Genomic DNA, 13,192 nt, shown 5'->3' with positions numbered 1-13,192 from the left:
GGGCCGCCGCCCCCTGAACCCGTAGCCAGACGCATCCCATGTTCGAACACATCGAAGCCTTTCCCGGTGACCCGATCCTCTCGCTCAACGAGGATTTCCAGCAGGACCCGCGTACCAGCAAGGTCAACCTGAGCATCGGCATCTACTTTGACGACGAAGGCCGCCTGCCGGTCATGCAGGCCGTGGCGGAGGCCGAGGCCGCGCTGCTGGCGGACATGGGCCCGCGCCCGTACCTGCCGATGGCCGGCATCCCCGGCTACCGCCAGGCCGTGCAGGCGCTGGTGTTTGGCGACGACAGCGCCGCGCGCGCCGAAGGCCGCATCGCCACCGTGCAGACGCTGGGCGGCTCGGGCGCGCTGCGCGTGGGCGCCGACTTCCTGCGGCGCTACTTCCCGAAGGCCCAGATGTGGATCAGCGATCCAAGCTGGGAAAACCACCGCGTGGTCTTCGAGCGTGCCGGCTTCCAGGTCGACGCCTACCCGTACTACGACGCCGAGACCGGCGGCCTGAAGTTCGACGCGATGCTGGCCGCCATCCAGGCCATCCCGCAGGGCGACGTGGTGCTGCTGCACGCCTGCTGCCACAACCCGACCGGCGTGGACCTGAACGAGGACCAGTGGCGCCAGGTGATCGGCGTGCTCAAGGCCCGCAAGCTGCTGCCGTTCGTCGACATGGCCTACCAGGGCTTTGGCGCCGGCCTGGACGACGACGCCTTCGCGGTGCGTGAACTGGCCCGCCAGAACGTGCCGGCGCTGGTCGCCAACTCGTTTTCGAAGAATTTCTCGCTGTACGGCGAACGCTGCGGCGGCCTGAGCGTGATCTGCCAGAGCCCCGACGAAGCCAGCCGCGTGCTGGGCCAGCTTACCGGCGCCGTGCGCGCCAACTACAGCAACCCGCCCACCCACGGCGCCCGCGTCGTCGCCCGCGTGCTGACCACGCCGGCGCTGCGCAAGAGCTGGGAAAACGAACTGGCGGCCATGTGCCAGCGCATCGCGCGCATGCGCCAGGCGATCCACGACCAGCTCCGGGCACACGTGAGCGGCGAGAAGCTGTCGCGCTACATCAAGCAGCGCGGCATGTTCACCTACACCGGCCTGTCGGCCGAGCAGGTGGACCGCCTCAAGAACGAGCACGGCGTCTACGTGCTGCGCTCGGGCCGGATGTGCGTGGCCGGGCTGAACGAGCGCAACGTCGGCGTGGTCGCCAACGCGATCGGCGAGGTGCTGAAGGGCTGACGGCGACGGCCTTCGGCAGACAGGTAGCCACCTTCGGGTGGCTATTTTTTTGGCCGGCAGCCACGATTTTGTGTGATGCAAAGACCATTTGCGGGGAATAGACCAGCCAATCACCGCAAATCCTGCGGCGAATAACTTGTGGCTGCGGCGAATAGCGCCGATAATCACCGCATGAATCGCGTCGAATACAAGTACATCTGGGAAGACCCGGACTGGCCGGTCTGGCGGTATGACCTCGCGGCCCTGGCGGAGCCCATGGCCGCCGTCAGTCGTGCCCAGGGCCTGCTCGCCGGTCGACTGGCCGACCTTGGCATGGGCTTGCGCGATCAGGCGTGCCTCATCGCGCTGACCGACGACGTGGTCAAGACGAGCGAAATCGAGGGCGAGAGCCTGAACGCGCAGTCCGTGCGTTCGTCGATCGCGCGCCGGCTCGGGGTAGATATCGGCGCCCTGGCGCCTGTTGACCGCCATGTCGAAGGCGTGGTCGAAATGGTGCTGGACGCCACGGCCAACAGCGACGCCCCCGTCACCAAGGCGCGCTTGCTGAACTGGCATGCCGCGCTGTTTCCCACGGGCTATTCGGGCTTGTCGCGGATCCGCGTTGCCGCTTGGCGGGACGATTCGGCCGGCCCCATGCAGGTGGTTTCCGGCCCCATCGGCCGACAGCGCGTGCATTTCGAGGCACCGCCCGCCGAGCGCCTGGAAGCCGAAACGGCGCGCTTCCTCACATGGATCAACGGCCCGGCCGCCGAGCCGCCGCTGATCCGCGCCGCACTGGCGCATCTTTGGCTGGTGACCCTGCATCCGTTCGACGATGGCAACGGCCGGATCGCCCGCGCGGTCGGGGATCTGATGCTGGCGCGCGCCGATGGCAGTTCGCAGCGCTTCTACAGCTTCTCGGCCCAGATCCAGCGGGAACGGTACGCCTACTACGACATCCTGGAACGCACGCAGAAAGACTCGATGAACGTCACCCGGTGGCTGCAATGGTTCCTTTTCACGCTGCACGAGGCGGTGGACCAGGCGCACGGGACGCTGGACAAGGTACTGGCCAAGGCGCGTTTCTGGCACCACTGGGGCATGGCGTCGCTCAATGCCCGGCAGGTCAAGGTGCTGAATCGCCTGCTGGACGGCTTCGAAGGCAAGCTGACGAGCAGCAAGTGGGCCGCCATCGCCAAGTGCTCCGCCGATACGGCGCTGCGCGACATCAACGATCTTCTGGCGCGGGGTGCCCTGCGCAAGGCGCCGGCGGGCGGGCGCAGCACGAGCTACGAACTGGCCGACGTTCCGCCGCAACAAACCCCGCCCACGACCTACCTCCAGCCCTTCAGCGCCCCGGAAACACCAGTGTGAATCGTGTCCGGCCGGCGGCCGAGGTGGCGGCGATGGTGCCGCCGTGCGCGTCCATGATGGCCTTGGTGATGGCCAGGCCCAGGCCGGTGCGTTCCGACCCGGCGCGGGCGCGGGACTTGTCTTCGCGGTAGAAACGGTCGAACAGCAGCGGCAGCGCGGCGGGGTCGATGGGGTCGCCGTCGTTCTCCACCGCGATTTCGGTGCGGCCGGCGGGCTCGCCGATCTCCACGCGCACCTGGCCGCCTGCCGGCGTGTGCCGGATGGCGTTCGACAGCACGTTGCTGAGCGCCCGGCGCAGCATCAGGCAGTCGCCGACGATGGCGCCGGTGCCGGCCACCCGCAGCGTCACGCCCTGGTCCTCGGCCAGTGCGTCGTAGAAATCGAACAGCGCACGCACCTCGTCGTCGACCTGGATCATCTCCTCGCTCGGCAGCGTGATGCCGTGCTCCATCTTGGCCAGGTCCAGCATCTCGGAGACCATCCGGCCCAGCCGCTGCAGTTCCTCGGCGTTCGATGCCAGCACCTCGCGGTACTTGTGGTCGTCGCGCGGCCGGGACAGCACGACCTGGGTCTGGGTCAGCAGGTTCGTGATCGGCGTGCGCAGTTCGTGGGCGAGGTCCGACGAGAACTCCGACAGCCGCTGGAACGCCGCCTGCAGGCGGTCCAGCATCGCGTTCAGCGTGGCGGCCAGGTCGCCCATTTCGACGGGCACGGCCTCCACGGGCATCCGTGCGTCCAGCCGGTTGGCGGTCACGCCCCGGGCCCGCGACGCCATCATGCGCAGCGGCTGCAGCCCGCGCCGCGCGGCCCACCAGCCCAGCAGCCCGCTCGCAAACACGGCCAGGGCGATGTAGAGCCCCAGCGACCGCCCGAAGGCATGCATGAAGTGGCCGTGGATCTCGGTGTCCAGCGCGGCCACCACCGTCAGCGGGCCGGCCGTCGATGCGGGCAGCGCCAGCCGCGTGCGCAGGCCCCGATAGGCCCGCTCGCCGTCGCGCCAGGCAAACCGTTGCTCGCCGGCCGCGTCTGGCGCCGCCACGCCCGCCGCAGCCGCCGCGCGGGCGAAATCGAAACCGCCGCTGTCGTACAGCACGGTCCCGTCCGCCGCCCGCACCTGGGCCACGAAGCCGGGATGATGGCCGACCATCTCGCCCAGCCGGGCGGGCAACTGGCCCGCAGGCGTCTCGCGTGCCACCTTCTCGATCAGCCGCAGGTTGCCGCGCAGGTTCACGTAGTCCTCGGTGGCGAAATGCCGATCCATCGCCAGCCAGATCAGCACGCCCAGCCCCAGCAGCACGACGGCCGACGACAGCGAGAACAGGACGGTCAGCCGCACCGTCAGCGACAGCCGCCGCGTCATGCCGGCCCCGCTTCGGGCGCCTCCAGCACGTAGCCCATGCCGCGCACGGTCTGCAGCAGCTTCACGTCGAAGTCGTCGTCGATCTTGGCGCGCAGCCGGCGGATGGCCACGTCGATCACGTTGCTGTCGCTGTCGAAATTCATGTCCCAGACCTGCGACGCGATCAGCGACCGCGGCAGCACCTCGCCGCGCCGGCGCGCGAACAGTTCCAGCAGCGCGAACTCCTTGCTGGTCAGCACGATGCGGCGGCCCGCCCGCGTGGCACGGCGCCGGGGCAGGTCCAGCACGAGATCGCCAATCTGGATGCGTTCCATTGCCAGTTGCGCGTTGCCCCGGCGCAGCAGCGTGCGCACGCGCGCCAGCAGCTCCGAGAACGCAAACGGCTTGACCAGATAGTCGTCGGCGCCCAGTTCCAGCCCCTTGACCCGGTCCGCCACGGCGTCGCGGGCGGTCAGGAACAGCACGGGCACCGACTTCTCGGCCGCGCGGATCGACTGCATCACGCGCCAGCCGTCCAGGTCTGGCAGCATCACGTCCAGGATCACAAGGTCGTAAGCCTCGCTGAGCGCCAGATGCCGGCCATCCACGCCGTTGCCGACAAGGTCGACCACGAAACCGGCCTCCGTCAGCCCCTGGCGCAGGTATTCCCCGGTCTTCGGCTCGTCTTCCACGACCAGCAACTTCATCGTCGACCTTCCTGAGATTGGCTATCGGCGGCAGTCTACCGAGACGCCGCCCAACATGACAGCAACCTTACCGGAATGTAATGTTCGAGTCAGTTGCCGGTGAGTCCGCCGCCATTACGCTTGCCCCTGCCCGCCACCGAGGCGGCACGTTTTCGAGCCAAACACGAGGAACATCCTGATGCGACGTGATGGATCGCCGCGCCTGGTCCTGCCCAACCTGCCGCGCCGCCGCTTTGTCCAGGGCCTGGCCGCGGGCGGAGTCCTGGCCGGCATGGCGGGGCTGGTGCTGCCCGCCCGGGCCGGGGCGCCGGGCCAGCCCGCGACCGCCGCGCTGGGCAGCGCGCCGGTGCTGCGCGGCACCGAGTTCGACCTGGAGATCGGCGAGACGCTGGTCAACTACACCGGCACGCCGCGCCTGGCCACCACGGTCAACGGCATGCTGCCGGGCCCCACGCTGCGCTGGCGCCAGGGCGACACGGTCACCGTGCGCGTGACCAACCGGCTGCGCGAGCCGACGTCGATCCACTGGCACGGCATCATCCTGCCGTTCGAGATGGACGGCGTGCCCGGCATCAGCTTTGCCGGCATCCCGCCCGGCCAGACCTTCACCTACCGCTTCAAGGTGCAGCAGGCCGGCAGCTACTGGTATCACTCGCACTCGGGCTTCCAGGAGATGACGGGCGTGTACGGCGGGCTGGTCATCGATCCCGCCACGGGCACCGACGGCCCGGCGGCCGACCGCGACTACACGGTGCTGCTGTCCGACTGGACCGACGAGGACCCGATGCGGATCCTCTCGAAGCTCAAGACCCAGAGCGACTACTACAACTACAACCAGCCGACGGTGGTGGACTTCTTCCGCGACGTCTCCGCCGACGGCCTGCGCAGCGCGCTGGCCAGGCGCCAGATGTGGAACCAGATGCGGATGAGCCCGACCGACCTGGCGGACCTGTCCGGCGCCACGCTGACCTACCTGACCAACGGCACGACGCCGGCCGGCAACTGGACCGGCCTGTTCACGCCGGGCGACAAGGTGCGGCTACGCTTCATCAACGGCGCCGGCAACACGTTCTACGACGTGCGCATCCCGGGCCTGAAGCTCAGGGTGTTCCAGGTGGACGGGCAGAACATCGACCCGGTCACCGTCGACGAATTCCGCTTCGGCCCCGGCGAGACCTGCGACGTGCTGGTGGAACCGCGCGACGACGCCTACACGATCTTCTCACAGTCGATGGACCGCAGCGGCTTTGCGCGCGGCACGCTGGCCGTGCGGCCGGGGCTGGCCGCGCCAGTGCCGGCCCTGGACCCCGTCGAATGGCTCGGCATGACCGACATGATGGGCAGCATGGGCGGTGCGGCTGGCGCGGGCGGCATGGCGATGCACGGGATGGACCATGCGGGCCACGGCGCGCATGCCGATCACGGCGCCCATGCCGCCCACGACGCCGCCGCCCCCGCGTCGCTAAAGGTACCCAGCACGGTTGCCCGCCACGCGCGCACCGAATACGGCGCCAGCACCGATATGCGCGTCGACATGGCGCGGACCAACCTCGACGATCCCGGCGTCGGCCTGCGCCACACCGGCCGGCGCGCGCTGACGCTGGCGGACCAGCACACGATTGGCGGCCCGCTGGACCCGCGCGGCCCGGGCCGCGAAGTCGAGCTGCACCTGACCGGCAACATGGAGCGGTATTCCTGGTCGTTCGACGGCGTGGAGTTCGGCAAGTCCACGCCGGTCCATTTCCGCCACGGCGAGCGGCTGCGCGTGATCCTGCACAACGACACGATGATGACCCACCCGATGCACCTGCACGGCATGTGGAGCGAGCTGGAAGCCCCCGACGGCCGCTTCATGGCGCGCCGCCACACGATTGGCGTGCAGCCGGCCCAGCGCATCAGCTTCCTGGTGACCGCCGACGCGCTGGGCCGCTGGGCCTGGCATTGCCACCTGATGCTCCACATGGATGCGGGCATGTTCCGCGAGGTGGTGGTGGCATGAGCGTCGACCTTCGCACCCTTCGAACCTTTCGCTACGTTCGGATCGCCGCCGCGCTGGTCGCCTGCGCTGCGACGTCCGCCGCGTGGGCCCAGCACGACCATGGCGCGCGCGGCGGCCACAGCAGCCACGGTAGCCACGGCGACCATGCGCAGCACGCCCCGGCCGCCACGCCGGCAGCGTCCACCACGCCCCAGCCGGCCCCGGCGGCGATGCCCGGCATGGACCACAGCCAGATGGAAGGCATGGCCGACATGGCACCGGCCAGCGCGCCCAGCCCCGATACGCCACCGCCCGCGCCATCGCCAGCCCCGTCCATGGACCACGGCGCCATGCGCATGCAGGGCGGCAGCGCCCCGCCCGACGCGCGCGACCCGGACGCCTATTCGGGCGGCTACCGCCTGGGCGTTGGCCAGTACGCGCTGGGGTCGCACCGCTCGCTGCACATGGCGGACGAGCATCTGTTCGCGTCGGTGCTGGTGGACCGGCTCGAATGGACGCACGGCAACGGCAGCAACGCCGCCGCCTACGAGGCGCAGGCGTGGATCGGCAACAGCTTCGACAAGTTCGTGGTCAAGGCCGAGGGCCACGTCGAGCACGGCCGCTTTGCCGAGGCGCGCACCGAACTGCTCTGGGGCCATGCGGTGGCCAGCTACTGGGATACCCAGCTCGGCCTGCGCAACGACGCCGGCTACGGCCGCCCGGCGCGCAACTGGCTGGCCTTCGGCGTGCAGGGCCTGGCGCCCTACTGGTTCGAGGTGGAAGCCACCGGCTACGTCGGCACCGAGGGCCGCACCGCGCTGCGGCTGGCGGGCGAGTACGAGCTGCTCATCACCCAGCGGCTCATCCTGCAGCCGCGCGTGGAAGCCAACCTCTACGGCAAGAACGATCCGGCCACCGGCACCGGCAGCGGGCTGTCCAACGGCACGGTCGGCCTGCGCCTGCGCTACGAGTTCAGCCGCCAGTTCGCGCCGTATGTCGGCGTGGAGCGCTACCAGGCATTCGGCAACACGGCCGACATGCTGCGCGCCGCCGGCGGCCGCAGCGGCGAGACGCGCTTCGTCGCGGGTGTCCGCATGTGGTTCTGAGCCGGCCAGCGGCAGCCAGGCGCCGCTTGGCACACATCCTGCACGTCCTTGCCGCAACGGCCCCTCGGGGCCCACTCTTCCAGGAGGACTCATGCAGCAGAACGACGTGCAGGACCGAGACCAGAAGATGCAGCGACTGCGCGGCAACCGCCGCTATACGTGGACCCATCCCATCTTTCTGATCGCCATCGCGCTGATCGTGGTCGGCTACGCGGCCACGTTCTGGTAGCCCGCGCGGCCGGCTCAGGATTGCAGGGCCGTGTAACGATTACCGGCCCGGCCTGCGCCACCGCCCGCGCTACACTGCCGGGCATGCAGGCCAACTCCCCTTCCCTCGTTTCGTGGTACTGGCAAGACGATGCGCTGCGCAGCCGGCGTGTCGGCGGGCGCGTGATCGCTGGCGTGGTCGACGTTCCCGCGCCGCCGCCCCGCTTGCTGGCCGACTGGGCGCGCGAGATCGCCACGAACATGGTGCTGGAGCCCGGCGAAGTGGAGGTGCTGCCGCTGGCCCGCGCGCGGCTGCGCTGGCCCGACTATCGGCAGTGCGTGCAGGCCGTGGCGGACTGGACCCGCGCGCTGGGCCTGCCCGATGTGCTGGACGACTGCGAGGTGGCCCTGATGGTGTGCCGCGGCGCGCGGTATCACCATGACGGCGGCCAGTATGGCGGCGCCGCGTTCTGCAACCTGTTCCTTGCCGACGACAAGGGCCAGGACGTGCATTTCGTCGCGCTGGACCAGCGCATCGCGCTGCGTCGCGGCACCGTGCTGCTGTTCGATCCCTGCCAGCCGCACGGCGTGATCCGGCGCGGCGGCGCCGGCTTCGACGCCGCCGACTTTCCGGACGGCCAGGACACCACGCAGGTGTTCCTGACCTGGGAATTGCCGATCGAGGACGCCCGCGTCGCGCAGGCGCTGGGCGTCACGTTCGATGCGGCACCCACCGGGCCGGCCGGCGACGCGCCAGGACTGCGCCGCGACGGCCGGCCGGTCGATGTCTGCCCGGCAACCGGCCAGTGGCAGCCCGCCGGCCCGGCCGCCTGACGCACTGGCCGGATGGCGCGGTCAGATGTGCGTGAACACCGTTTCGCGCGGCAGCCGCGACTTCGGCAGGCCGGCGTTGAAGTCCTTCTCGCTGCGGCGGCCCAGCGCCACCAGCACCACGCCGGTCAGGCCCCGCTCGCGCAGCTTCAGCGCCTGGTCCAGCGCCGCGCCGTCAAAGCCTTCCATCGGCGTGGCGTCGATCCCGAGCATGGCGGCGCCCAGCAGCAGCCCGCCCAGCGCCAGGTAGACCTGCTTTTCCATCCATTGCGGCATGTCGCGCTGCACGTAGCGGTGCAGGTCGACGTACGACCGGCGCGACTTGTCCTGGCCTTCGCGCGCACCCTCGGCGCGAAAGCGGCCGTCGGCCTCTTCCTGCGCCAGCACGGCGCGCAGGTGCGCCTCGTCCAGATCGGTCCGCATGCACAGCGCGATCACGTGCGACGCATCGACGATCTTCGGATGGTTGTAGGCAAACGTGCCCGTGGCGGCCTGGGCGATGGTGTCGCGGCCTTCCGGCGTCGACGCCACGACAAAGTGCCAGGGCTGCGAATTGACCGACGACGGGCTGTTGTGCAGCCACGTCAGCAGCGTGTCGACCTGCTCTTGCGGCAGCGTCTGGCCGGCTTCGTACGCCTTGACGGTATGGCGGGACAGGATGGCGTCCTTGACTTGCATGCTTCTCTCCTCGAATGACAGTGAAAATGGGTGGCACGGCGGCGGGCCCGGCCGGGGCGCGCCGCGCGCTCAGAATCCTTCCAGCACGATCTTGCCGCGCGACCGGCCGCTCTCGATCAGCGCGTGGGCGCGCCGCAGGTTGTCGGCGCGGATGGTACCGAAATGCTCGCCCCTGGTGGTGCGCAGCACGCCGGCATCCACCAGTTCGCCCACGCGGTTCAGGATCTCGTGCTGGCGCACCATGTCCGGCGTCTCGAACAGCGAGCGCGTGAACATCAGCTCCCAGTGCAGCGACGCGGCCTTGCGCTTGAGCGGCACCACATCCAGCGTGTCGGGGTCGTCGATGACGCCCAGGCGCCCCTGCGGCGCCAGCGCCTCCACGATCTGCGCGTAGTGCTCGTCGGTATGGGTCAGGCTGGCCACGTAGTCCACCTGCGGGGCGCCGATGCCGCGCAGCCCTTCCAGCAGCGGGCGGGCATGGTCGATGACGTCGTGCGCGCCCTGGTCGCGGATCCACGCGTCGGTCTCCGGGCGCGAAGCGGTGCCGATCACGCGCAGGCCGGTCAGCTGCCGCGCCAGTTGCGTCAGGATCGATCCCACGCCACCCGCCGCGCCGATGATCAGCAGCGACTGGCCCGCGCCGCCGCCTTCGGCCACGCCCAGCCGGTCGAACAGCAGCTCCCAGGCGGTCAGCGACGTCAGCGGCAGCGCGGCGGCATCGGCGGCCGACAGCGACGCCGGCTTGCGGCCCGCGATGCGCTCGTCGACGAGCCCGTATTCGGCATAGGCGCCCGGCCGGGCAATCGAGCCGGCGTAGTAGACCGCGTCGCCCGGGCGGAACAGCGTCACGCCGGCGCCCACGGCCTCGACCGTGCCCACCGCGTCCCAGCCCAGGATGCGCGGCTGGTCGGCCGGAGAGCCGGCGCGCACCTTGGTGTCGACGGGGTTGACCGCGATCGCCTCGATCTTCACGAGCAGGTCGCGCGAGCCCGGCGTGGGCCGGGCGACGTCGGCGTCGTAGAGCGACGCGGGGTCTGCAATCGGCAATCCGTGCTGGCTATAGACAACGGCTTTCATTTCCGCAACTCCGATAGTGTTTTCCGCCCGCCCAGGCCGATGCACGGCGGCGGGGTACGGGTTGCATGATCGCCACTGCGCCGCGTCCGAAAAACTGGGAGAATCCGGCAGGACTTTCACTGCCAGAGTGAAAATGATCAGACTCGACGACCTCCATCTTTTTGTCCGCACGGCCGCGCTGGGCAGTTTCTCGAACGCCGCCCGCGAGGCCGACCTGCTGCCCGGCCAGGTCAGCGCGGCCATCCAGCGGCTGGAACGGGAGCTCGATATCCGCCTGTTCGCGCGGTCCACGCGCAGCCTGCGGCTGACCGCCGAGGGCGAGCAGTACCTGCCCTATGCGGACGAGGTGCTGTCGATGCTCAAGGAGGGGCGGGAGCGGATGCATGGCGAGCCCACGGCGCTGCAGGGCACGCTGAAGATCTCGGCGCCGTCCGACCTGGGCCGCAACGTGCTGCTGCCGGTGCTGACCGACTTCCAGGCGTCGCATCCGAAGCTGGTGCTGCGGCTGTCGCTGTCCGACCAGGTGACCGATGTGTTCCGCGATCCGGTGGACATCGCCATCCGCTACGGCGTGAACGAGGGCGCCAGCTACGTGGCGCTGCCGCTGGCCGAGAACAACCGCCGCGTGCTCGTGGCCTCGCCCGACTACCTGGCGCGGCACGGCCGCCCGGCCATGCTCGACGACCTGCTGATGCACCGCTGCCTGCCGTACGTGCTGGGCGGGCGCGTCTACGACCGCTGGATCTTTCCCACCGCCGGCATGCGGCGCCAGATCACGGTCAAGGGCACGCTGCTGTGCGACGACGCGGAGATTGCCCGGCGCTGGGCGCTGGACGGGCGGGGCATCGCCTACAAGTCATGGATCGACGTCAGCGACGACGTGGCGCAGGGCCGGCTGGAACTGCTGCTGCCCGACCAGCCCGGCGAGCCGGTGCCGCTGAACCTGGTCTGCCCGCACCGCAAGCAGTTCTCGCCGGCGGTGCGCTACCTGCACGCGGCGCTGCGCGCGCACCTGCTGCCCATCAGCGCCCGGATGCTGGACCACACGCGGTTCGCCGGGCACTGACGGCCCGGGCGGTGGATGGCGGCTAGGCGCCGGCGCCGCTGCGCGCGGCATCGATGATGCCCAGCGCCTCGGCCTTCAGCACAAAGTCGGCCAGCGACTTGGCGCCCATCTTCTTCATGGCCTGGGCGCGGTGAATCTTCACCGTGATCTCGCTAAGCGCCAGTTCGGCGGCAATCTGCTTGTTCAGCAGGCCGCGCACCACGTAGGCCATGACTTCCTTCTCGCGCGGCGTCAGCTCGTCGTAGCACTGGCGCAGGCCGGCCTCGGTGGCGTCGGACTGCCGCCGCGCCGCGTCGCGCGCCAGCGCGCTTTCCACGGCGTCGAGCATGTCCTGGTCGCGGAACGGCTTGGCCAGGAAGTCCATCGCCCCGGCCTTCATGGCCTTGACCGACATGGCGATGTCGCCGTGCGCGGTCATGAAGATGATCGGGATTGGCATCTTGCTGGCCGCGAACTGCTCCTGCACGGCCAGCCCGCTCTGGCCCTTGAGCCGCACGTCCAGGATCAGGCAGCTCGGCACATCCGGGCGCGGCGCGGCCAGGAAGTCCGTGGCCGACGCGAAGGTCTCCACCTGGTAGCCGACCGAGCGCAGCAGCATCGACACCGCGCGGCGCATCGACTCGTCGTCGTCGACCACGTAGACCATCGATGGCGCGTCGCCCGACGCAATCGGTTTGTTCATGGATTCACTTTATTCCGTGGCAGCCGGGGGGAACGGCGGGAAGCCGCCCGGACGCCACGTCGTCCAGGAACCGCTGGACAGCCGCCTCGTCGACAGGCTTGCTCAGGCATGCCTGCGCGCCGGCACGCAGGGCCTCCCGGCGGATCGCTTCCGTGCAAAACGCGGTGATGAATACTACCGGAACCCGGCTGCCCTGGGCATTCAGGATACGCAGCAGCTCCAGCCCGCTGGTGCGGGGCATCTGCACATCAGAAAGGATGCACTGCACCAGCGACGCGCCGCCGGTGTCCAGAAAGGCCTGCGCCGAATCGTAGGTGTGCGCGTCCCATCCCAGCGAGCGCACCAGCCGGGAAGTCGCCGCGCGGATCGATTCATCGTCGTCAATGATGGCGACTACCTGTTTCTTGGCCAAGGCCGGTACCTCACAACAATCTCATGGCGCCATGGTAACGAGCTACCCCTGCCGCCAACACTATGCCTTCGTATAGGCGGACGGGCGGCGTTGCGGCGGGGCCGCGGCGGCGGCTTTCGGGGCGCCGCCGAGCTGTGGCTCGGCTTGTTTTTCTCCGCGCTCCCGCGTCGCGGGAGAGGGGAGCCAAACCATCGCGATCGTTCCAGGCCCGGTGGCGAGTTCCATGCCCGCGGCTGATTCTCCATGCCCGTGGTTTTCTCCCCTCTCCCGCCTGCGGGAGAGGGGTCGGGGGTGAGGGCAAGGCGTCTCAAGACCCGACCTGTTCGGATCACAACCGCCGGCCCTCACCCCCAGCCCCTCTCCCGCGTCGCGGGAGAGGGGAGCCAAACCATCGCGATCGTTCCAGGCCCGGTGGCGAGTTCCATGCCCCCGGCTGATTCTCCATGCCCGTGGTTTTCTCCCCTCTCCCGCCTGCGGGAGAGGGGTCGGGGGAGAGGGCAAGGCGTCTCAAGACCCGACCT

13 protein-coding genes are annotated in these 13,192 nt (G+C 69.7%); 7 read left to right on the top strand and 6 right to left on the bottom strand.

Annotated features, from left to right (window positions below; translation table 11 throughout):
- Nucleotides 1–38: 38 nt before the first annotated feature.
- Nucleotides 39–1,235 carry an amino acid aminotransferase gene (locus EHF44_RS24725; protein ID WP_124686314.1) on the top strand — a complete coding sequence of 399 codons (1,197 nt, stop codon included), beginning with the start codon at nt 39–41 and terminating at the stop codon, nt 1,233–1,235.
- A 171-nt stretch (nt 1,236–1,406) separates the two neighbouring features.
- The gene (locus EHF44_RS24720; protein ID WP_124686313.1) at nt 1,407–2,588 is read left to right on the top strand and encodes a Fic family protein; all 1,182 of its coding nucleotides are present in this window, start codon (nt 1,407–1,409) and stop codon (nt 2,586–2,588) included.
- Here the strand turns inward: EHF44_RS24720 and EHF44_RS24715 are convergent.
- Nucleotides 2,563–3,948 (bottom strand): heavy metal sensor histidine kinase, encoded by a 1,386-nt coding sequence (locus EHF44_RS24715; protein WP_124686312.1) that lies wholly within the window; start codon nt 3,946–3,948, stop codon nt 2,563–2,565. The two genes, EHF44_RS24720 and EHF44_RS24715, sit on opposite strands and share 26 nt — an antisense overlap.
- Nucleotides 3,945–4,634, bottom strand: coding sequence for a heavy metal response regulator transcription factor (locus EHF44_RS24710; RefSeq protein WP_124686311.1), 690 nt, complete (start codon nt 4,632–4,634; stop codon nt 3,945–3,947). The genes EHF44_RS24715 and EHF44_RS24710 overlap by 4 nt, the downstream gene beginning before the upstream one ends.
- A 178-nt stretch (nt 4,635–4,812) precedes the next feature.
- On the opposite strand from EHF44_RS24710, the gene EHF44_RS24705 reads away from it, so the two are divergent.
- The 4 genes from EHF44_RS24705 to EHF44_RS24695 all read left to right on the top strand — a co-directional run bounded on the left by EHF44_RS24705 (nt 4,813) and on the right by EHF44_RS24695 (nt 8,759).
- The gene (locus EHF44_RS24705) at nt 4,813–6,633 is read left to right on the top strand and encodes a copper resistance system multicopper oxidase (RefSeq protein ID WP_124686310.1); all 1,821 of its coding nucleotides are present in this window, start codon (nt 4,813–4,815) and stop codon (nt 6,631–6,633) included.
- Nucleotides 6,630–7,718 (top strand): copper resistance protein B, encoded by a 1,089-nt coding sequence (locus EHF44_RS24700; RefSeq protein WP_124686309.1) that lies wholly within the window; start codon nt 6,630–6,632, stop codon nt 7,716–7,718. Before EHF44_RS24705 ends, EHF44_RS24700 begins: the two co-directional genes overlap by 4 nt.
- A gap of 91 nt (nt 7,719–7,809) precedes the next feature.
- A complete protein-coding gene (locus EHF44_RS28490; protein WP_172966177.1) occupies nt 7,810–7,947 on the top strand; it encodes a hypothetical protein in 138 nt (45 codons plus the stop codon).
- A gap of 83 nt (nt 7,948–8,030) precedes the next feature.
- Nucleotides 8,031–8,759, top strand: a complete 729-nt coding sequence (locus EHF44_RS24695; protein WP_124686308.1) for a hypothetical protein — start codon at nt 8,031–8,033, stop codon at nt 8,757–8,759.
- Nucleotides 8,760–8,780: 21 nt separating this feature from the next.
- On the opposite strand, the gene nfsB is transcribed toward EHF44_RS24695, so the two are convergent.
- Together nfsB and EHF44_RS24685 are read right to left on the bottom strand one after the other, a co-directional pair.
- On the bottom strand, nt 8,781–9,434 hold the full coding sequence (gene nfsB, locus EHF44_RS24690; protein ID WP_124686307.1) for an oxygen-insensitive NAD(P)H nitroreductase: 654 nt from the start codon (nt 9,432–9,434) through the stop codon (nt 8,781–8,783).
- A gap of 69 nt (nt 9,435–9,503) precedes the next feature.
- Nucleotides 9,504–10,511: a zinc-binding alcohol dehydrogenase family protein gene (locus EHF44_RS24685; protein WP_124686306.1), complete on the bottom strand. Its 1,008-nt coding sequence runs from the start codon at nt 10,509–10,511 to the stop codon at nt 9,504–9,506.
- Nucleotides 10,512–10,644: 133 nt separating this feature from the next.
- Between EHF44_RS24685 and EHF44_RS24680 the strand changes: the two genes are divergently transcribed.
- Nucleotides 10,645–11,577, top strand: a complete 933-nt coding sequence (locus tag EHF44_RS24680; RefSeq protein WP_124686305.1) for a LysR family transcriptional regulator — start codon at nt 10,645–10,647, stop codon at nt 11,575–11,577.
- Between the two features lie 22 nt (nt 11,578–11,599).
- Here the strand turns inward: EHF44_RS24680 and EHF44_RS24675 are convergent, their stop codons facing one another.
- Both EHF44_RS24675 and EHF44_RS24670 read right to left on the bottom strand, forming a co-directional pair.
- Nucleotides 11,600–12,259, bottom strand: a complete 660-nt coding sequence (locus EHF44_RS24675; protein WP_124686304.1) for a response regulator transcription factor — start codon at nt 12,257–12,259, stop codon at nt 11,600–11,602.
- Between the two features lie 4 nt (nt 12,260–12,263).
- The gene (locus EHF44_RS24670; RefSeq protein WP_124686303.1) at nt 12,264–12,671 is read right to left on the bottom strand and encodes a response regulator transcription factor; all 408 of its coding nucleotides are present in this window, start codon (nt 12,669–12,671) and stop codon (nt 12,264–12,266) included.
- Nucleotides 12,672–13,192 lie beyond the last annotated feature (521 nt).

The organism is Cupriavidus pauculus, assembly GCF_003854935.1.
GTDB classification, from domain to species: domain Bacteria; phylum Pseudomonadota; class Gammaproteobacteria; order Burkholderiales; family Burkholderiaceae; genus Cupriavidus; species Cupriavidus pauculus_C.
This window is presented reverse-complemented; position numbering and strand designations above follow the sequence as displayed.

What these genes read in the sequence shown, in the direction of transcription:
- EHF44_RS24725 (WP_124686314.1), top strand. Translation starts at nt 39, where the DNA reads ATGTTCGAACACATCGAAGCCTTTCCCGGTGACCCGATCCTCTCGCTC.
- EHF44_RS24720 (WP_124686313.1), top strand. Translation starts at nt 1,407, where the DNA reads ATGAATCGCGTCGAATACAAGTACATCTGGGAAGACCCGGACTGGCCG.
- EHF44_RS24715 (WP_124686312.1), bottom strand. Translation starts at nt 3,948, where the DNA reads ATGACGCGGCGGCTGTCGCTGACGGTGCGGCTGACCGTCCTGTTCTCG.
- EHF44_RS24710 (WP_124686311.1), bottom strand. Translation starts at nt 4,634, where the DNA reads ATGAAGTTGCTGGTCGTGGAAGACGAGCCGAAGACCGGGGAATACCTG.
- EHF44_RS24705 (WP_124686310.1), top strand. Translation starts at nt 4,813, where the DNA reads ATGCGACGTGATGGATCGCCGCGCCTGGTCCTGCCCAACCTGCCGCGC.
- EHF44_RS24700 (WP_124686309.1), top strand. Translation starts at nt 6,630, where the DNA reads ATGAGCGTCGACCTTCGCACCCTTCGAACCTTTCGCTACGTTCGGATC.
- EHF44_RS28490 (WP_172966177.1), top strand. Translation starts at nt 7,810, where the DNA reads ATGCAGCAGAACGACGTGCAGGACCGAGACCAGAAGATGCAGCGACTG.
- EHF44_RS24695 (WP_124686308.1), top strand. Translation starts at nt 8,031, where the DNA reads ATGCAGGCCAACTCCCCTTCCCTCGTTTCGTGGTACTGGCAAGACGAT.
- nfsB (WP_124686307.1), bottom strand. Translation starts at nt 9,434, where the DNA reads ATGCAAGTCAAGGACGCCATCCTGTCCCGCCATACCGTCAAGGCGTAC.
- EHF44_RS24685 (WP_124686306.1), bottom strand. Translation starts at nt 10,511, where the DNA reads ATGAAAGCCGTTGTCTATAGCCAGCACGGATTGCCGATTGCAGACCCC.
- EHF44_RS24680 (WP_124686305.1), top strand. Translation starts at nt 10,645, where the DNA reads ATGATCAGACTCGACGACCTCCATCTTTTTGTCCGCACGGCCGCGCTG.
- EHF44_RS24675 (WP_124686304.1), bottom strand. Translation starts at nt 12,259, where the DNA reads ATGAACAAACCGATTGCGTCGGGCGACGCGCCATCGATGGTCTACGTG.